This window comes from Pedobacter sandarakinus (genome assembly GCF_026240095.1).
Lineage (GTDB): Bacteria > Bacteroidota > Bacteroidia > Sphingobacteriales > Sphingobacteriaceae > Pedobacter > Pedobacter sandarakinus.
Window position 1 is genome coordinate 1 of record NZ_JAPIVG010000003.1, and the last position, 20,993, is coordinate 20,993.

Here is a 20,993-nt window from a genome sequence, read left to right on the forward strand (position 1 = left end):
AATAGCATTCTGCAAGGGATTGAAAGTTGAAAGTTGAAAGTTCAGAGTTGAAAGTTGAAAGTGGAAAGTGAAAAGTTCAAAGTTCAAGGTTCAAAGTGCAAAGTAGATGGCTCAAATTATACAACATAAAATTGGCGCTTAAGCATACATACTGAAACTATAAATACATGGGGGTACTTGTTTAAACTTTCGCTACTCCGTACATACCTTTACTGGCCCTGCCATCTAGGCCCGATGGGAAGGAAATACTTTTTGTGGCATGCCCAATCCGCTGGCAACACCGCCCGCAAAAAGATTGGAGGTACAGCGGGACCGAACCTAACATACATGGCATTGAACTTGCCCTACAACATATTTAAGAGGTATATTGGCTAACTCTTAATGTGATTGATACCTAAATATGTTATTATAAGAACTTTTGCAATATTATTTGGTTATCTTTGTTGTTGACTAATATATAAATACAAGTAATGAGTTTTTTTGCAGATAAAAGAAGGGAAGTAATGGTGCATATTGAAAAGTATATGCTGGAGATGATGGATACCTATCTTAAACCTATAGATACCAATTGGCAGCCATCTGATTTCCTTCCTGATTCTACGAGTGAAACATTTTACCAAGATATAAGAGCACTTAGAGAAAATGCAAGGGACTTATCGTACGATTTGGTAGCTGTTTTGATTGGTGATACGATTACTGAAGAGGCTTTGCCAACTTATGAATCTTGGCTTGCCATGGTGCAAGGGCCGAGTATGAAAGAAGATGGTGGTTGGATGAAATGGAACAGACATTGGACCGCAGAAGAAAACCGCCATGGTGATTTACTGAATAAGTATTTGTATTTATCTGGAAGGGTAGATATGCGCCAGATGGAAATCTCTACGCAATATTTAATTGCTGATGGTTTTGATATCGGCACCGGACATGATCCCTATCGTAACTTTATTTACACCTCTTTTCAGGAGATGGCGACTAATATTTCGCACAGAAGGGTGGCTTCTTTGGCAAAGAAAGATGGCGATACTTTGCTATCGAAAATGTGTGGTGTTATTGCTTCTGATGAAGCCAGACACGCCAAAGCTTATAAAGATTTTATGAATCGTATTTTCGAAGTAGACCCGAATGAGGCCATGCTTGCTTTTGAAGATATGATGCGTAAAAAAATTGTAATGCCTGCTCATTTTTTGCGTGAGGTTGGTTTAAAGATTGGACAAACTTTTGGCCACTTTACCGATGCTGCACAACGTTTAGGCGTTTACACGGCTATTGATTATGTAGATATTATGCAACAACTTATTATAGATTGGAAGATTGAGGGGATGCAGGACTTAAATGATGCAGGTGAGAAAGCTCGTGATTATATTATGGCCTTACCATCTCGGTTACTAAGGGTGGCTGAACGCATGAAAAACCCAACCATTGATTATAAATTTACCTGGATAGCTGGCTAGTAAAGATTTTGGTACAGATATAAAACTGAAATGCCCCCACAAAGTGTTTAGCTTTTGGGGGCATTTTTGTTGCCGACGTTAATGAACTTGTCTGGTTATCTTTGCTTCAATAATAAGACTGTACAGGCTACATATTTCTTCTGTATTGGCCGCCAACTTCGTAAAGGGCATTACTAATTTGCCCTAGACTACAAACTTTGCAAACCTCCATCAGTTGCTCAAATATATTATCGCCTGCTACTGCAGACTTTTGTAATTGCTTAATTAAGTTTTGGGCTACATCTGTGTTTCGCTCTTGGAACTTGGCCAGTTGACTAATTTGATATTGCTTTTCATCTTCTGTGGCTCTGATTACTTCACCTGGTACGATTGTAGGCGATCCGTTTTTATTAAGGAAAGTATTTACACCGACGATTGGATACTCACCCGTATGTTTCAGCATTTCATAGTGCAAGCTTTCTTCTTGAATTTTGCCACGCTGGTACATGGTTTCCATGGCACCTAATACACCACCACGGTCGTTAATTCGTTTAAATTCTGCCAACACCGCTTCTTCTACCAGATCGGTTAATTCTTCGATTATAAATGCACCTTGCAGTGGATTTTCGTTCTTTGCAAGCCCTAATTCCCTATTAATAATTAGCTGTATCGCCATTGCACGCCTTACGGATTCTTCTGTCGGGGTTGTAATCGCTTCATCGTAAGCATTGGTGTGTAACGAATTACAATTATCATAGATGGCATAAAGTGCCTGCAATGTGGTTCTGATGTCGTTAAAATCTATCTCTTGCGCATGTAGAGATCTTCCTGATGTTTGAATATGATACTTCAATTTCTGGGAACGATCGTTACCTTTATATTTGTTCTTAATGGCTTTAGCCCAGATTCTGCGAGCCACGCGTCCGATTACGGCATATTCTGGATCGATACCATTAGAAAAGAAAAACGATAGGTTAGGGGCAAAATCGTCTATATTCATCCCTCTACTTAGATAATATTCTACAAAGGTAAAACCATTACTAAGGGTAAAAGCGAGCTGTGATATCGGATTGGCACCTGCCTCGGCAATATGATAACCAGAGATGGATACGGAGTAGAAGTTACGTACTTTTTCATCTATGAAATACTTTTGGATGTCGCCCATCATTCTCAAAGCAAACTCTGTTGAAAAAATGCATGTGTTTTGTGCCTGATCTTCTTTTAAAATATCGGCTTGAACCGTGCCACGTACGGCACTAATTGCTTTGGCCTTGATTGCAAGGTAAGTTTCTTGAGGCAATACCTGATCGCCAGTTACGCCCAAAAGCATCAGCCCAAGACCATTATTCCCTTCTGGCAGATTGCCATTATAGGCTGGTTGAGGCATGTTTTTTGAATCGTATATTTTTCTGATGGTTGCCTTTACTTCCTCTTCGAGTCCATTTTCGATAATGTACTTTTCGCATTGCTGATCGATTGCTGCATTCATGAAAAAGCCAAGCAACATGGGCGCAGGCCCGTTGATTGTCATCGAAACAGATGTAGAAGGAGCGCAAAGGTCGAATCCTGAATAGAGTTTTTTGGCATCATCAAGCGTGGCAATACTTACGCCGGAGTTACCAATTTTTCCATAAATATCTGGGCGAATGTGTGGATCTTCACCATATAGGGTAACGGAATCAAATGCAGTTGAAAGGCGATGTGCAGGTTGACCAAGTGAAACATAATGAAAACGTTTGTTGGTTCTTTCTGGTCCACCTTCGCCAGCAAACATTCTTGTTGGATCTTCCCCATCTCGTTTTAAAGGGAAAACTCCCGCTGCATAAGGAAACTCTCCGGGTAAATTTTCGGTAAGTAGCCAATGTAGAATGTCGCCCCAATCTTGATAACGTGGAAGCGATACCTTTGGGATTTGGAGTTTGGAAAGGGATTCGTAATATAATGGCTGTTTGATTTCTTTATCTCTAACTTTATAAATAAAAAAGGCATCTTTGTAGGCCTTTTTTGTTTCTGGCCACTGGCGCAGTAAACGCCTGCAATCTCCATCTAATTGTTCTTCGAAATAAGTGTATGCCTCTTCCAGCCCACTTCCTAATGATAATGACTGGTGATCTTGAGCGAGATCTATTACACCTTTAAGTTGGTACATTTTGCGGGCAATGGATGACTGCTTTGTAACCCATTCGGTGTAGGCCTGACTTGATTCTGCTATTTCTGCCAAGTATCTGATTCTATCTGGTGGAATGATGTAAACTTTCTCAGACTGATCTGAGGTGAGTTCCATTTTTGCATTAAAATCGGTACCGGTTTTTTCTTTTATCTTCCTCATCAGCGCCACGAACAGGTTGTTCATTCCCGGATCGTTAAACTGCGAAGCCATGGTGCCATGAACTGGAATGTCATCATCCTTGGCATCAAAAATATTATGATTTCTTTTGTATTGTTTCCTTACATCGCGTAATGCATCTAAAGCCCCTCTTTTATCAAATTTATTGATGGCTACGAGATCTGCAAAATCTAGCATGTCAATCTTTTCGAGCTGTGTTGCAGCGCCAAATTCAGGAGTCATGACATAAAGCGAAACATCACAGTGTTCGGTAATTTCTGTATCAGACTGGCCTATGCCAGAAGTTTCTACAATAATTAAATCGTAACCTGCTGCTTTGCAAATGTCGATACTCTCCTGAACATTTTTAGATAGTGCCAGGTTAGCTTGCCTCGTAGCAAGCGAACGCATGTAAACACGAGGATTGTTAATTGCGTTCATCCTGATTCTATCGCCAAGCAGGGCTCCGCCTGTTTTTCTTTTAGACGGATCAACGGATATTATCGCTAAGGTTTTATCTTTAACTTCCACAAGGAATCGGCGAACCAACTCATCAACCAATGATGATTTACCAGCTCCACCTGTACCAGTAATGCCTAAGATTGGTGCACTGTTATTCTTAGATAGGGTTTTAAGTTGATCAACGAAATTTTGTGCAGCCTCTGGGTCGTTTTCTGCAACAGTAATGGCTCCAGCAATTGCTTTTACGTCTTTATTTGGGATGGTTTCTAGCTCGTTTGTGATATTGGCTTTGGTGATGAAATCTGTTTTCACCAGCATGTCGTTGATCATTCCCTGCAAACCCATCTTACGGCCATCGTCTGGCGAGTAAATTTTTGAGATGCCATATGCCTCTAGTTCTTCAATTTCTGAAGGTAGTATAACACCACCACCACCAGCAAATATTTTGATGTGCGTAGCCCCACGTTCTTGAAGCAAATCATACATGTACTTAAAATATTCAATGTGGCCGCCTTGATAAGATGTCATTGCAATTCCCTGTACATCTTCTTGAATAGCGCAGTTCACTACTTCGTCTACTGATCTGTTGTGACCAAGATGAATTACCTCGGCTCCCGAAGATTGCAAGATTCTCCGCATGATATTGATGGTTGCATCGTGACCATCGAAAAGTGAGGCTGCAGTTACAAAACGAATTTTATTTTTTGGTTTATATATTTCTACTGGTTGCATGCTAAAGAATTTAGAGCATTACAAAATTTGATTTTGCAGTGCTTGAGCCAAGATATATTTGGTACTGCAAATGTAGTAAATACTTGGTATTAGTAACGTTTTAATAGTATTGATGCCATTACAAAACAAAAAACCATCCAGATTTTGGATGGTTTTAGTGTTATTTATTGATTACCTCTGTTATGGGCTCTCCAACTGTACCGTTGGGCATTTGAATATGAAGTAGTGCCGCAACTGTTGGGGCGATATCAGTCATATAGTGCGTTTTATTAGTTGCGCCAGGCTTTATTCCCCAGCCCATAAATACCAAAGGTATATGAGCATCGTAAGGATTCCAGTTCCCATGTGTTGTGCCCGTGCTTCCACCATTAAACCAGTTGGGATTTAGAATATAATATAAGTCGCCACTTCTCCTGGCATTATATCCATTGGTTATCATTTTTTTCTGTATTTCTGGAAGCGTGCTTAACGATATTGACGAGATATCAACCACATTGGCAAAACCGTCCATTTTTTTTAAGAAAGCTATCGATGCAGATTTAATTACATCGAAGCTAATGTTCATGTTGTCGGTTTTATCGTGATCAAAAATAATTTGATTATTCATCGATTTTAAAACAACATTGTTGACTTTGAATTTTTCATTCAAAAAGCCGTTCAATTTAAGAGTAATGTCTCGATCACTAACTACACCAGCTGGGAGTTTATTCTCTGCCATGAAGCCTGGAACATGTGCGGCTCCATGATCTGCAGTTAAGAAAACCGTATAATTTCCTTTACCAACCTGTTTATCCAGGTAATCGAAAAAAGAGGCAATGTCCTTATCTAAACGAAGGTAGGTATCTTCAGCTTCAATTGAGTTGGGGCCATACTGGTGACCTACATAATCTGTTGATGAACAACTTACCGCAAGGAAGTCGGTGATATTATCTTTACCTAAATCTTCAGAAAGAATGGCCAATTTTGCTAAATCTAAAGTGATGGTGTTGCCAAACGGGGTGCTTCTGATAGCATCGAAATTTTTATCTACGAATTGGGCAAGGCTATGTGGAAAGGTGCTGTTTTTGCCTTCATAAGCTTTTTCGTCTGAAGAACTGTTAACGTAAGTGTTAATGGGGTAGAGGGTTTCCCAATTTTTAGCATAAAATTTATTCGCCAGCTTTAGCTTATTGTAATCGGCTATCCAGGTTGGCACCTCATTCATGTAGTAGGAGCTTGTAATCCAGTTTCCTGTACTTCCCTGATACCAATAAGCTGCATTTGCAGAATGGCCTGCTGGTAAAATAGACCCTCTATCTTTCAAAGATATTCCAATTACCTTACCCCTGAAATTAGTAGCCAGGCGTAACTCGTCTGTTATGGTATTAGTAAGCATATTCTTTGGCGACATGTTCCCCTCTGATGATGGCGTGCTGCCTACAGTTACTACTGAAGTATCCTCAGTACAATACATGTTTTTTTTGGTTTCCGGATCGTACCAGTCGTTACCAATAATGCCATGGATTGCAGGCACTGAGCCAGTGTAAATACACGTATGCCCACAAGCGGTATATGTAGGTGTGTATGGGATAAATGTATTTTCTACAGAAAAGCCTTCGTTTACTAATCTTTTGAAACCTCCATTGGTATATCTGTTATAAAACCTGTACAGGTAATCCCATCTCATTTGATCTACAACCAAACCTACAACTAATTTCGGTCTTGCAACCTCAGCGGGAAATGCTCTAACTTGCGTTGTTGGTGTCTTTTTTGATTGTGCATAAGTGTACGAGCCGGTGATAATAGATAGAGAGAGGAGTAAAAAAGGTATTTTCTTCATGCTTTTTCAGTTATAAGACTAAAGTAGTAACTTTTAGATAAACAAATCTGAAAGTTTGTGTAAAGATTTAAAAACAATATCTAATAAAATGAGTGGAGAGATAAGATCGATATACAATCAAAATAAGTTAGTACATTGTTAGTTTCTATTTAACTTTAGCGATGTAAACCTTTTTCTCTTAGGTATTGAATTAGCTCTTTTGGTCTATCTGTTTGAATAATAGTTGCCCCATGAGCAATTAACCAGCCCCACGATTGATCAGGTTGGTTCATCTCTACGGCTCTGTCATCATCATGACCATCATTAAGTGAAGGCCATAGCGCATTTATCCATATTTTCGATCCACTGGAAGTGATCTCATTAGTTCTGTTTAGAATGTCTGAATTTGAATCAAATGCAACTAATTCGAATGCGTATGGTTTTAGCCTGGTGTTGTATTCCAATATATCTTTTAAGGCATCTGGATTACTTCCCCTTACCACTGGCATATAGATTATCTTATCAAGCAGATCTCCATATTTGTTTTTCACAGTCTTGTAGTTTTCGCTTGATTTGAAAATACATTGGTTCAATGTCCCGGTTGCAACTAAAACTTTATAAGCTTCACGAAAATATGGATAGCTCTTATCTAAATTTATCCAGACCCTTCCTTTTAATAATTGTAAGGCTTCTTCTAGCGTAGGTATTTTGTGCATGGTTAGCTGTCCGTGCCCACTCTTCAAATAAAATTTCTTTATTTCCTGAAGCGAGTATTGCGATGGACTACCCGTTCCATTTGTTGTTCTATCAATGGATTGATCATGCATGACGATAACAACACTATCCTTTGTCAAAGCTAAATCTAACTCAATAATATCTACCCCTAATTTAGTGGCGTTATCAAATGCTTTCAAAGAGTTTTCGGGAGCATTTCGCCAGTCGCCTCTGTGTGCTGCAACCAATACTTTGCTATTGATGATAGATGAATCGAGTCTTACTTGGCAAAATACAGTACTTGATAAAACTGATAATGCACATGAGATATATAAAATTTTCTTTATCATTTCTTAGGTTTTATCAATTAGTAACCAGGGTTTTGACTTAATATGGGGTCGGTATCAATTTGTTTTTGGGGGATTGGCATTAACAGGTTCTTTTGGCCGATCGATACAGGAATATTATTATCGACAAACCACTGATTCATTGTTGTTATTGCCTTGCCGGTGCGTAGTAAATCAAACCACCTATGGCCTTCGCCCACTAGCTCTAATCTACGCTCTAATTCAATGGCAGCCCGAATATCTACTTGGGTATTGGCACTAGTATTACTTAAGCCTGCTCTGGTTCGAACCTGATTTAAGAATGACAGCGCTTCAGTCGTTTTATTCAGTTCATTTTCAACTTCTGCCTGCATCAGCAGTACATCGGCATACCTCAACACAGGATAGTCACTTCCTCCATCCGCTGGAACAGCTGTATTTCTAGTCCATTTATTGCAAAACGGAGTACCTGCATTCGTTTGGGCAATGTATACTCCCTTTCTTGCGTCGTTACTCGAAAATAAATTGTAAAGACTCTTAGTAGGTAAATTATGGCCTTTTGCATTAGCAATAGTACCAGAGGGGCTAAATTGTTGCTGCATAGTACTTCCTTCTGTATTACCATTGATACCAGATGCAAACTGAACAGCAAAAATTATCTCTTTGTTATTTTCGTTCGCGATAGGGAAGACGGTTGAAACTATTGGTTGAAGACTGTGAACATTAGATGAGATCACAGCCTGTAATTGAGTTTCGGCATTTTGATATTCATTCAGTGTAAGAAACACTTTACCAAGCAATGTTTGCGCCGCTGTTTTTACTACTCTTCCTGGCTGGGTAGTTGCAGCTGGCAACATCGTTATAGCCTCATTTAAATCTTGTTTAATTAAGGTATATACATCATTTACTGATGATCTTTGTTGACCAAAATACAAATTGGGATCAGTAGTTTCAGTAGTAACAAGAGGTACTGCTCCATAAATCCTTACTAGGTTAAAATATATTAATGCCCTAATAAATTTCATTTCACCGATTCTGGCATTTTTTGTAGCGGCTACGCTGTAAGTAATATTGTTGATGCGAGCGAGTACTACATTGGTTTTTTGAATGGCTTGGTATGAATTTGTCCATATATCTGAAATAAGACCATTTACCGGAACTGTTTTGAACATATCTAAATCGCTATAGATCCCACTGTCGTTCCCGGCAACTTCCTCATAACTGTTGTCGGACGGTACCTCTCCAACTGCAGGCATGTACAGTCCATAAAGTCCGTTTGATTGAAGCGATCCATAAACTGAAGTAATGTACTCTTCGGCCTCGGGTTGTGCTGTTAGAAATGTACTTAAATTTTTACTTGATAATGGATATTGTTCCAACTGCTTTTTGCATGATATAGCTAAAGATGCAAGGAAGGCGATGTATATTAATTTTTTCATTTTGCAAACATTAAAAGGTTAAGTTAAATCCTAAAACAAAAGAGCGTGCAGATGGATAGTTAGAGCTAGCTTGACCACTGGTTAGTACATTATTATCAACAGTTGTTGCATCAGGGTTCAAGCCTTGGTATTTTGTAAAGGTGGCCAGGTTATTCGCTGTAAGATAAATTCTTGCTGAGCTGATATGTAGCTTTTCCATCGTCTTAAAGCTGATATTGTACGCCAATTGTACGTTTCGTATCCTTAGATAGCTTGCGTCTTTTATCGAGTAGGTTGATGCTTTAGTGGCATTACGTGCAGCAGATAAGATGGTGCTTGGCATAGCAAGAAAGCCTGAAGGGTTGTCATTCGGATCGAACCTGTTTTTAAAATAGTATTCTGATGCCATAGAAAATCCTTCGCCAACTTCAAGTCCTGAGGATGATAACATTCTATCGTATATTTTTCTTCCTTGAACACCTATTAAAGAGAAGCTGAGGTCAAAATTTTTGTATGAAAAGTTACTATTAAAGCCATAAGTGAACTTTGGAGCATAGGTTCCAAGCGCAATTAAATCTTTAGTATTAATAACCCCATCGTTATTTACATCCTGCACTTTATAATCGCCCACAACGGTTCCAGGTAAAATCTTGGTGCCATCTGCGAGGATGTCTTCTTTTGATTTGTAAATGCCAATAATATTTTATCCATAAAATTCTGCAATTGGTCCACCAACTTTTGTAATGATATTGCTTTCATTTCCCTGAATGATTTGTGTTTGGCCAGGCGCCAAAGCAAGTACTTCACTTTTATTTAAAGATATGTTTGTTGAAAATCCCCATTTAACTTTTCCTAGATTGAAGTCACTTCCAGATAGATCGAATTCCAAGCCACTATTTCTCACCTTACCGATATTTTGCAACGAGGTGCTAAAACCAGACTGCTCGGGAACCGGAACGTTTAGTAGGAGGTTTTTGGTGGTTCCATTATAGTATTCTGCAGTTAGGTTTAACTTATTAAAGAATGTTAGATCTAAGCCAAGATTGGTTGACGACCGCGTTTCCCAAGTTAGATTTGGGTTTGGGGTAGTGGTTGCGGTAAAGCCAGAACTCAATGCGTTTCCAAATACATAGTTAGCTAATGCACCACCGGTAACGGTAGCTATCGATCCATAATTTCCGATTTGATTATTACCTGATTTACCCCACGTAGCTCTTAGTTTAGCGAAAGTTAGTGTCTTATTTTCTGGGAAAAAGCCTTCTTTGGATATTATCCATCCTGATGTTACTGATGGGAAGTACCCCCATTTTTTATTTTGTCCGAATCGTGATGATCCATCACCACGCATCGTTAGCGATGCCAGATATTTCTGCCCAAAGCCGTACTGTAAGCGACCGAAATACGATATTTGAGCCCAGCGATATTTTTCGCTTGTTACATTATGTGCGCTTGCACCCCCAATATTGCTGATGTTGTCATCAGGAATTCCTGTTCCATTTATTAGTGTGCTTGATCCTTCCTCTTTTTGAAATGAGTATCCTCCCAGGATATTCAAATCGTGCTTATCAATTACTTTAGAAAAAGTTAGGGTATTTTCAAGCAAATAATTAAGCACATAGGCACCGGTTTCGGATGCTGTAGCGGGTTTTGGAGCAGCTGTTCTGTAGACACCAACGTTTGATGGAGAGAAATTTTGTTGACTCGAATTGGTATAGTCAGCTCCTAATAAAGCTTTGTAAGTCAAACCATCTATTATTTTGTATTTGAGATAGGTATTGCCAAAATTCCTGAAGATGGTTCTTAAGTTAGTATTCATGTTTGCAAAAGCAACAGGATTTTCGCCAAGCGCACCGTCTTCGGGCGTATTACTTCTTATCTGCTGACTAATGGCATAACTTCCATCGGAATTATAAACCGGGAAAAAAGGCATCATGAGCGTTGCCATGGAAATAATATCATTGGCTGTATTTGCATTGTTTAAAAAGTAGTTCTGTATATTATAAGAAGGATTGATACTGAAACCTAAATCTAAATGATCTGATATCTTTGAATCAAGTTTAAAATTGCCGCTGTATCTTTTTAACCCGGTATTAATCACAATTCCATCCTGATCAAAATAATTTGTAGAGAGATAGTAGTTTGTCTTAGCAGTTCCACCAGACGCTGAAATATTGAAACTATTAATCGGTGCTGTCTGAAATATTTCATCGAGCCAGTTTGTATTGGTTAGGTTAGGTAACCTGTCTAAATATGGTTGTATGTAATTTAAATTTAACTGGCGAAGCCCTGCCCCACGAGATACACGCGTAGCTCTATCATCGGTTATTAGGTTTACTCCAGGATTTAAACTTACATAGCCGTTGTTTCTGGCTTCCGTATAATATAGCGCAGCATCGTAAGCATTTTCGATTAATTTAAAATTATCAGATCTACTTTGTATGCCAGAAAAAACATCTACTGATAGTTTGACTTTGTCTGCCTGACTTTTTTTGGTGGTTACCAATACAACACCATTTGCGGCTCTAGACCCGTAAATTGCAGCTGATGCCGGGTCTTTCAATATATCCAAGGTTTCGATATCAGAGGGGTTAATTGAATTTAAAGAGCTTCCTTCAGTTAGTGGGAAGCCATCAACAACAATTAGCGGAGATTTGCCGGCAGTTAAAGTGCCTACGCCCCTCACAATTATTTGTGGGTCGGTACCTGGTTGTGCTGAAGCTTCATTTATTGAAACTCCTGCAGCTTTACCAGCAAGTTGTTGTGCGAAATTGCCCCCGGGAAATTTATTAAGATCAGCGCCATTAACTTTAGCCACGGAACCTGTTACTAGTCTTTTTTGCTGACTGCCATAACCTATAACCACTACTTGATCTAAGTTATTAGCACTTTCTTTAAGCTTGACAGTTATCGAAATGGTTTCACCAACTTTTACCGTATAATTGGAAAGCGTTTGTGATTGATAACCAACGGAACTAATTATAAAAATATACTGGCCCGAAGCAATTTTAAACTTAAAAATTCCCTGGGTATCGGTTTGGGCATTTGAGCTTGCATTTGTTTGAACGTTTTTTGCGATGATGGTAACACCAGGTAAAGGGAGATTCTTCTCATCAGAGACGAGTCCTTTCACATTGTCTCCTCCTTGCGCAATGGCCATTTGGATAAATAATAGCTGAAAACAGCACACGAGACCAAAGGTTAGTCCGTACTTTTTAGTTAGGTAATAAATGCTCATAAAAATGTATTTGGTTTTAAAAGTTTTTAGGCAATACGCTTCCATACGCCAATTTTAGATGCGTTAAAAAGCGTGGAAAGGTGATTCTTATTTGGCTATGGTATACCCGCCGTCGTTGTTTCTTGTCAGTTTTAATCCGTTAAGCTTTGCAATGCTGCTTAAGATGTTTTCCAAGGAATCAGTTTTATTTATCGTTCCTATGTAGTAGAGTTCCTCCAGGTCTTGGTTGGAATAATTGATTGTTGTATGGTAGTTTATAGCCAATTCGTTAAAAACTGTAGACAGTAATGCTTTTTTGAAAACTAACGTACTTCTGTTTTGTCCAGCAACTATTTCAGTCTCATTGTTAACCAAAGGCTCATTTGATCGATGCATTACCCTTGAATACAGCTTTTGCCTGTCAAAAATGAGGTTATCTCCAGGTAATAAGTAATTGGAATCGGCACTATTTCTTTGCTTTACCACAACTTTCCCCTCAAATAGATATACACTTATGTTTTTTTTGTTGCTGTATGAACTTACTTTAAATGCCGTTCCTAATGCGGTTGTTGCAATTTGATCAGTATACACCGTAAATGGCTTTGTTTTATCTTTAGCAACTTTAAAGAAGGCTTCACCACTAAGTTCAATATTACGGGCATTGTTTTGGAACGGCACTTTAAAGCTTATTCGAGATTGCGGAGCGAGTTGAATTTCTGTACCATCATTCAACAATATATTCTTTGTAAGTAGTGTGTTGTTTTCAACCACTTTAGATACATAGGCTAATTGCTGTTTACTTACTGTGCGCTCATTCGAGATGTAGAGCCATCCACAAATACCTAATAGCGCAATCATGGATGCTGCAATTGCGTATTTTACATTAAGGCTGAACCTTGTTGATGGTTTTTTCTGACGCTGGATATTCCTCCATATTTCATCCCAAAATACTTCTGGATATTCTCCCTTATCTTCTACTTTATCCCATTCAGTCTTCTTCAGATATTGATCTAATACATTCGGATTGCTTTGCAAAAATGCACTTACTCGAGCAGCTTCTTCGGGCGTACAATTTTTTGAGAAAAATTTTTGAATAAGTGCCTCGGTAATCTCCATGTTAAAATGATTGATGTTTTAATAGTAATACGCAGTATAGATTGAAAGTCCTCCGCAAATTTTCTTTTTATTTAAGATTAATTCAAAAGTGGGTTATCTTATATAAATATGCCAGACCCAAAAGTACAATAGCGAAGTACTTACGAAGCTGTTTCAGTGCTTTTGCCAAGTGGTTATCTACAGACTTTTCAGTGATGGATAATATTTCAGCAATTTCTCTATAGCTGTATCCCTCTAATTTATGTAACTGGAATATTTTCTTTCTGATTGAAGGCATCGTTGACAGAATACTATCTATTCGATTTTTGGAATCAAACGCCATTGACTGATAATTTTCCAAACTATCTTGTTCTATTTTATCGTTAATAATTACCTTTAGCTCATCTTGTTTATTTGCCTTACGTATATAATCGATAAATACCGTCCGGGCGATATGAAATAGTTGCTGGTCTAACGCGAACTGGGTGTTAAGAGATTTTCGATAGAGCCAAAGCTTCAGAAAGGTGCTCTGGAGCAAATCTTTTGCATCCTCAGTTGAATTGGTTTTACGTAAAAAATAATAATAGCCTTTACTCCGCCATTGCTTGTAGGCTAATTCGAACGCTTCTTCATCCCCATTTTTAATGGCTGAAACCAAATCCATATTGTTGATCATTAGATAGTTATCACAATGATTGTCCTGCTTTCGCAGAAACATGTTTACCTTTTTTGGGATGGAAGAAGGTTTGGCAAACTTACAGTTATTTTGTAAAACTTGGGATTTTTTTTATAAAGTGATATCCAAATTGATAATTGATTAAGTCTAAAGCGCTTCAGCAACTACGAAAGTACTGCCACCGATAAAAATGAAATCTGTGGTCTTTGCATGCTTTATAGCATTTTCTTTGGCTTCTGCTACCGATCGGTATACTGAACCTGTTAACCCTAATTTGCCTGCTTGTAATGCCAACTCTGCAGCTGGTAATCCTCGCTCTAAATCAGGCGAACAAAAGTAATAAGTCGCCTCTTTTGGCAGCAAAGACAGCACGTTGCCGATATCCTTGTCTTTTACCATCCCAAAAACCATATGCAAATGGGTAAATGGGGTGCGGTTTATGTTTTTAACAACCTCTGCAATACCAGCCTCGTTATGTCCGGTGTCGCATACTACTAACGGATTTTGCTGCAAGGTTTGCCACCTGCCCTTTAAGTCTGTACTTTTCTTTACATTGCCCAACCCCTTATAGATACTTTTCTTACTAACTTTAAAATCAGTTTTAAGGTTTAATACGGAGATAGCCTGTAATACGGTTAGAATATTTTTGTGTTGATAAAGCCCGGTTAGGTCGCACTTCAATTCTTTAAATAGTAGAATGCCTTGGCTGTACACAGATAATTTAAGATGGCCACCGCTAATGCTGGTATCATGAGTGCTTAGCATCTGATCAGCAAACACAAGTTCTGAATGCATTTGCTTGGCTTTTAATTCGAAAACTGTTGCTGATTTATCTTGAGTTTCGCCTATTACTACGGGCACATTTTCTTTAATAATTCCTGCTTTTTCGCCAGCAATTTCCTCAATAGTATTGCCAAGCATATTGGTGTGATCCATGCTAATATTAGTTATTACAGAAAGTTCTGGTGTAATAACGTTTGTGGAATCTAGCCTACCACCTAAACCAACTTCTATCACAGCAATATCTACCTTGTATTTCGCAAAATGTTTGAAAGCCAAGGCAACAGTTACCTCAAAAAAAGAGGGCGATATGTTTTCAATTAACTTTTTGTTGTGCTCAACAAAGGAAATTACCTCTTTCTTCGCAATCATTTTCCCATTAATGCGAATGCGTTCCCGGAAGTCTGTAAGGTGGGGAGAGGTATATAAACCAGTTTTATATCCTTGTGCCTGCAAAATTGATGCAAGCATATGAGAGGTTGAGCCTTTACCATTGGTGCCTGCAATGTGTATGCTTTTGAATTTCTCTTGCGGATTTCCTAGTGCATTACAAAAAAGGATCGTATTGGTTAAATCCTTTTTAAAAGCTGATGCACCCACGCGTGTAAACATGGGCAGTTTGCTATATAAAAAATCAAGCGTCTGCTGGTAAGTCATTTTGCAAATATACAGGAAGAGATATCAAGGAAAAATGGAAATGAAAAGTTTGTTAGAAACAGTGGAAATAGCCAAATTATATAACTGAGAAAAATTCAGTTATTCCTAAAATACATGACTCATCCCCTAGGATACTGAAAGCGGATGATTGATTGATACCTTACCTTAATTTGTTTTGAAGTTGAAAACTACTGTTCCGGTTTGGTTTTCATTGCCCACATCTGATCTGCTTAAGGTCGAATTCAAGACAGCTTCAATACATTTGTTAACCAACTTGCTATCGGTTGTGGTAGAGCCTTTAAGTTCTTGTCTGGCGCTTGTAATTACACCGGCTTTGTTAAAATAAATCCTAATTACAATCTTGCCACGAACCTGACCATCATCCTTTGGAATAACAAGATTAGAAAAGCGCCTTAATTCAATAGGCTTGTTTCCAAAACCAGAACCCCCTTCGCCATAATTACTCGCCAATGGGTCGCCATTAACAGATCCCTGATTTCCGGCAGTACTTCCGGTTCCGTCTCCGCCACCTTGCCCTGTGTTTTTCTTACCCTTATAAAGCGCATTTTGGTTAATCACCGGGGCAGCTGGCTTGTCTTCGGTAGTTGGGGTAGGCGTGCTAGCTACAGCTTTAGTAGGCTTGGTACTTACGGCAAGTGCATCTTCGGTATTTTGAGTCTGAATTTCCTTATCACTAGATTCGACAGCATTATTTGGCGTTACCTTCTGTTCTGGAGTAACTTTATCTGGTGCTTTGCCATTTGCATTTGGGTCGGCAGAGGGCTCTTCAATACTGGTATAATCGTCTCCCATGCCTTCGGCAGAGGTACCATAATTTACCACCATTCCACCCATGCCAAGCTCTTCGGGAGGCTGGAAAGAATTAATCACAATCAAAAAACTAATCGCAAGCAAGAAAGCCATAATTCCTGTGGAAATGGCAATGGCCTTTGGATAGTTATTTTCTTCCTTATTGTTCATTATTTTTTCGGCTCTACAGCTAAAACAAGTTTAAGTTTTAATTTGTTCGCAACATCGTATGCAACCATAATATTTTCTGCCGGAACGTTTTTGGCTACATAAAGTATAATGGTTAAGTCTGGTGCCAATTGTTGATAGCCTTCAATAACAGGTTGCAAATTGTCTACTGAAGTTGGTTTCTTATCTACAAAATATTGAAGCTTATCATCTATAGTTACAGTAACGGCTTTTTTTGCTGTAGATTGCTGCCCGCTTGATGATTGAGGCAACAGCAATTTAACCACCTGAGGGTTTACAACGGCAGAAGCTAGTAAAAAGAACAACATCAAGAAGAACATAATGTCGTTCAGTGCTGAGGTATGTACTTCTACACTTCCTTTAGTTCTTTTGCGTAAATTCATTATTTGCTTGGTTCTTCTAATAAATCAATAAAATCAATAGCATCTGTTTCCATTTTGAGGATGATCTTCTCAACCATAATGTTTAAGATATGATACAGAACATAAGCGATGATACCGATTATTAAACCAGATGCCGAAGTAATCATTTTGGTGTATAAACCTCCAGAGATTGTTCCAATTTCGATAGCACCTTTGATGGATACCTGGTGGAAAATTGTGATTACCCCTACAATTGTACCTACGAAGCCCAACATGGGTGCAATACCCGCAACAATACCTAAAATACCGATGTTTTTTTCCAACTTCGATACCTCTAACTTACCAACGTTTTCAATCGCACCTTCAATGTCTTTAATTGGTCTTCCAATACGTTTTAATCCTTTTTGCAACATGCGAGAAAGTGGCGAATTGTTATTTCTTAGTAGCGACATGGCGCCATCCAAATTCCCCGAGTGAATATAAGATCTGATCTGGCCCATCAAGTTTGATTCATCCTTGGTTGCTTTTTTAATGGTGAGGTATCGCTCTACAAAAATGACCAATGCCAAAAGGGCTAAAAATGCAAGTGGTATCATTACCCATCCCCCTTTTATCAGTAAACCAAAGAAGGTTAATTCTTGCACGGGTTGTGTTAACACCTGGTTAACCGCATTTGCCGTGTCTTGTAATGCTTGTGTAGTGTCTTGAATTAATAAAGTTATCATTATTGTTGCGTGTTGTTTTTAATTTCTTTAACGTAAAATCCTTCTCCTCTTAATCTCTTTTGCAGGATATCTTTTTGTTTTTCTGCCTCAGCTTTTGTGGCGTAACTGGCAATGCTTACTTTTTTCCTTTTACCCTCCATTTTGGCAATGGTGGCATTTAAGCCGATTTTTTTTACTTTTTGAATATACCTTAGCGCTGCAGCTTCGGTTTCGTAAGAAACTGCGATAACATGATACATCGGTTTACCGATTGCATTAGCATTTTTTACCTTTGCGGCTTCGGCTTTACTTGTATCATTAACAGCAGTGGTAATCTGATTAGCCTTTAAAATACTGTCAGTTTTGGCAATGGAATCTTGTTTAGCTTTTGCAGAATCGACGGGAAGCTTAGCAGAGTCTATGGGTGTTGATATCACCTGAGGTGAATTTTTAATCCCCTCTTCCGGGCTGAAAAGGTTTGGGCTGAAGAAGTAAATCCCCACAGCTATTAGTAATATCACTAAAAAAGCTAATAATATTTTTGGCCACACCGATTTGGGTTGATCATTTTCTGGTTCATCCAATGTGGGATCGTGTCCAAAACGATTAGGATGCTCGGCATGTTGCTCCTGTATAAAACCTGGTGCTTGCACGATGGGTTTTACCTGTTCCTTATCGTCTTCGAGATGTAAGTAAGTTTTTGGCTGTTCTACCTGTGCTTCTAAGTGTTGAGCATCGCTAATTGCTTTTACAGCCACCTCATCTTCAGGCGTATGTCCGAATCTGTTGGGGTGTTCTGCATGCTGCTCTTTTATAAAATCAGGCGCATCATTTTGTTCATGCACAGCCGGTTGAACACCATCAAGTTCATTCTCCGGTGTGTGCCCAAATCGGTTAGGATGCTCTTCGTGTTGTGCCTTGATAAATGCAGGGGCCTCACTTTGCTCATCTTGATCTTGCAGATGTTGCATGGTATGCTTTAAATCATCTTCTACTTCATCTAGAGAAACATTTTCTATCACAGGGAAGGCAGATGCTTCATCTGTAGTTTTACTTTCAATGTTAATTGGGTGAATAGGCGCTTCCCCAATCTCGTCATAAGTTGGTGTTTCATCATTACGATCAGCAGCTTCTTCAACACCGATGTCGTTTAATGCCGGCAAGCCAAAAAACTCAGACCCATAATTAATTCTGGTTGCTGGTTCAAAGCTCAAACCTTCATGTTCAGTAAAAAAAAGTCTTCCGATATTTTCTAAAACCGATTCGTGGTCTTGAGCCAATTGGGCATTTATCTTTTCGACAAATTGGCTGATATAATAATTCGCACTATCGGTTGAAATGTTTCTTTTCTGAACGATGTATTCTGCCAAGGCCTTGTCTTCAGATACATCAGCCTTAAATTGCAAGGTGAAACCTGGAGGCAAAAACATTTGTTGTTCCTTGTCGTATTTACCTGGATATTTCTTTTTATAGAAAGTTCCTAAGCCAACAAGACCTACTTCTTTCTGCTGTTGCAATAATTCAAAAAGGTATAACAAGATATCCATTCTGGTAAAATTAAGCGTTTTTTCTAAACCTGCGCAATAATAAATTTAAACTATTTAAAATGAATACGTTAGTCCACCGAAAATATTAAAACCATTTACCTGATAATAGAGGTATCGATTATAGTTGCTATTTAGGATGTTGTTTGCCTTTGCAAAAACTGAAAATTTGTTGTTAATTCTATAATCGGCACCCACACCTAAATCTACAAAGCCTTTTACATTCACGATGGATTCGATAGTAGGGTTAGGTAGTAGATATTGTAATGGATTTACTGGTGAGGCAATATTTACTTTTGCCTTTACGTCATCCTGAATAACAACGCCAGCATTAAACGTTAACTTTTTATTATAGGTGTAAACCAAGTTCGAACTCACTTTTAAACCAGGTTTAAACCACGAATAAGTTTCTTGTGCAGGCTTCCAATCATCAATATTAAGTTTGCCAGTCCATTTTAATGCATCGCTTACCTGCACCGAAATTTCTCCCTCAAGGCCTGTTAGTTTTGTCTTGCCAAAATCGTAAATCACATCAAACTTATTAAACTCATCAAAATTGTTGATGAATAATGGCATATCATCGAATTGTTTTACGTAAAAACGTGCTTTATATCCAAATCCTGGTCCACCGGTACCCTTAATGCCTGCGCTAAAGCTCAATTTTTCAACAGTATTTTTGATCAGGATATTACTATTCAGCCAAGGATTTTCATCAGTAAAGCCTTTAATGGTATTCCGGTTTACATCACCCTTTATCTCTCCAAAAACCTGAAGATAGTCTGGAACAAGTGTAAAATCGGCTGTTACTGCAGGAAAAATTCTAGAGCTGCTAAATGCCCCAAATTCTTGTACAAAATTAATTCCGGCAGTAACTTTAGCTCCCTTAACTTGTAAGCGGATATATGGATTTAAACGAAGCAAGTTATTTCCAACATTGGTAAGTGCATCTTTCGTGTTTCCAAATTCTGTAGATGCTGCGAGGCCAAGGTTGAATGAACTAATTCTTTTATTTAAGTAACCATTTAGTGTAAAGTAACTTTCTTTGGCGTCGAATTTATCGCTCCAGAGATAGGCATTTGCTTTTAGCGCATAACTTAAAGCATCTTGGTCTTCGGTAAAATTCTTTACCAATTCGCCTTCAACCTCAAGAAATGTTAAAGCTTGTTTTTGTGGATCAGGGTTTAGCTGGGGGTTCGCGTTGTCGATGCCATAAAAGTATGTACTGTTCCGTTCAAAGTTGATTTTTCCACTTACGGTATTCTCTTCTAAGATGCTCCTGCCAAAAACGCTTAATTGCTGGTTGCTGCTGTTTTGCTTGTTCAGTTTTCCTTCCTGACTAAAATGTTTAAAGTATCCACCCAATTGCAGCCCCTCATCCTTACCAGTGTTAAAATAAGCCTCACCAAGCAAGGTGGCTAGCGAACCAAAAGCACCTTTTACATAGTTATTTATTAAAATGCTTTCTTTCTCATCGGCCAACGCCTGGGCTTGTAATTTCTGAATATCGCTATTAAGCTCTAACTTTCTATCCGTGATGCTATAATTTAATTTCGCTTTATAGGTTTTAACGTCATCAAGGTTTGGGCTTCTTCGTAATTTTACTGCTTCTGCCAAAATAGGCTTGTAAGGGCGTACCACTTCAATCTCTTCGTTTACAACTGCCTTTTCTTCTGGCTTTTTATCTTGGGCCTGGGCAGTTCCTAATCCAGCAGCTAAAAAAAACAATGAACTATATATATATTTAATCGACTTCATA

At 38.6% G+C, this 20,993-nt stretch carries 15 protein-coding genes; 1 reads left to right on the plus strand and 14 read right to left on the minus strand.

All coding sequences use genetic code 11. From position 1 onward, the window contains the following. Window positions 1-470 precede the first annotated feature (470 nt). On the plus strand, window positions 471-1,451 hold the full coding sequence (locus tag OQ268_RS08555; RefSeq protein WP_265855713.1) for an acyl-ACP desaturase: 981 nt from the start codon (window positions 471-473) through the stop codon (window positions 1,449-1,451). A 127-nt stretch (window positions 1,452-1,578) separates the two neighbouring features. Here the strand turns inward: OQ268_RS08555 and OQ268_RS08560 are convergent, their stop codons facing one another. The 14 genes from OQ268_RS08560 to OQ268_RS08625 form a co-directional block, all read right to left on the minus strand. Then, window positions 1,579-4,950, minus strand: coding sequence for a methylmalonyl-CoA mutase family protein (locus OQ268_RS08560; RefSeq protein ID WP_265855714.1), 3,372 nt, complete (start codon window positions 4,948-4,950; stop codon window positions 1,579-1,581). Window positions 4,951-5,110: 160 nt separating this feature from the next. Continuing rightward, window positions 5,111-6,769, minus strand: coding sequence for an alkaline phosphatase PafA (gene pafA, locus OQ268_RS08565; RefSeq protein WP_265855715.1), 1,659 nt, complete (start codon window positions 6,767-6,769; stop codon window positions 5,111-5,113). Window positions 6,770-6,924: 155 nt separating this feature from the next. Further along, window positions 6,925-7,812 carry a glycerophosphodiester phosphodiesterase family protein gene (locus OQ268_RS08570; protein WP_265855716.1) on the minus strand — a complete coding sequence of 296 codons (888 nt, stop codon included), beginning with the start codon at window positions 7,810-7,812 and terminating at the stop codon, window positions 6,925-6,927. 17 nt (window positions 7,813-7,829) lie between these two features. Next, complete coding sequence (locus tag OQ268_RS08575) at window positions 7,830-9,227, minus strand: RagB/SusD family nutrient uptake outer membrane protein (RefSeq protein WP_265855717.1); 1,398 nt, start codon at window positions 9,225-9,227, stop codon at window positions 7,830-7,832. Window positions 9,228-9,237: 10 nt separating this feature from the next. Further along, window positions 9,238-9,837 (minus strand): hypothetical protein, encoded by a 600-nt coding sequence (locus OQ268_RS08580; protein ID WP_265855718.1) that lies wholly within the window; start codon window positions 9,835-9,837, stop codon window positions 9,238-9,240. 72 nt (window positions 9,838-9,909) lie between these two features. Continuing rightward, a complete protein-coding gene (locus tag OQ268_RS08585) occupies window positions 9,910-12,441 on the minus strand; it encodes a SusC/RagA family TonB-linked outer membrane protein (protein WP_265855719.1) in 2,532 nt (843 codons plus the stop codon). Window positions 12,442-12,528: 87 nt separating this feature from the next. After that, complete coding sequence (locus tag OQ268_RS08590; RefSeq protein ID WP_265855720.1) at window positions 12,529-13,536, minus strand: FecR family protein; 1,008 nt, start codon at window positions 13,534-13,536, stop codon at window positions 12,529-12,531. A gap of 82 nt (window positions 13,537-13,618) precedes the next feature. Continuing rightward, complete coding sequence (locus OQ268_RS08595; RefSeq protein WP_265855721.1) at window positions 13,619-14,233, minus strand: RNA polymerase sigma factor; 615 nt, start codon at window positions 14,231-14,233, stop codon at window positions 13,619-13,621. Window positions 14,234-14,338: 105 nt separating this feature from the next. Beyond that, window positions 14,339-15,583 (minus strand): bifunctional folylpolyglutamate synthase/dihydrofolate synthase, encoded by a 1,245-nt coding sequence (locus tag OQ268_RS08600; RefSeq protein ID WP_265855722.1) that lies wholly within the window; start codon window positions 15,581-15,583, stop codon window positions 14,339-14,341. A 210-nt stretch (window positions 15,584-15,793) separates the two neighbouring features. After that, window positions 15,794-16,609: an energy transducer TonB gene (locus OQ268_RS08605; RefSeq protein WP_265855723.1), complete on the minus strand. Its 816-nt coding sequence runs from the start codon at window positions 16,607-16,609 to the stop codon at window positions 15,794-15,796. Next, a complete protein-coding gene (locus tag OQ268_RS08610) occupies window positions 16,609-17,010 on the minus strand; it encodes an ExbD/TolR family protein (protein WP_265855724.1) in 402 nt (133 codons plus the stop codon). The genes OQ268_RS08605 and OQ268_RS08610 overlap by 1 nt, the downstream gene beginning before the upstream one ends. After that, window positions 17,010-17,714: a MotA/TolQ/ExbB proton channel family protein gene (locus OQ268_RS08615; protein ID WP_265855725.1), complete on the minus strand. Its 705-nt coding sequence runs from the start codon at window positions 17,712-17,714 to the stop codon at window positions 17,010-17,012. Before OQ268_RS08615 ends, OQ268_RS08610 begins: the two co-directional genes overlap by 1 nt. Next, window positions 17,714-19,240 (minus strand): SPOR domain-containing protein, encoded by a 1,527-nt coding sequence (locus OQ268_RS08620; RefSeq protein WP_265855726.1) that lies wholly within the window; start codon window positions 19,238-19,240, stop codon window positions 17,714-17,716. Before OQ268_RS08620 ends, OQ268_RS08615 begins: the two co-directional genes overlap by 1 nt. Window positions 19,241-19,294: 54 nt before the next feature. After that, the gene (locus tag OQ268_RS08625) at window positions 19,295-20,992 is read right to left on the minus strand and encodes a TonB-dependent receptor (protein ID WP_265855727.1); all 1,698 of its coding nucleotides are present in this window, start codon (window positions 20,990-20,992) and stop codon (window positions 19,295-19,297) included. Window position 20,993 lies beyond the last annotated feature (1 nt).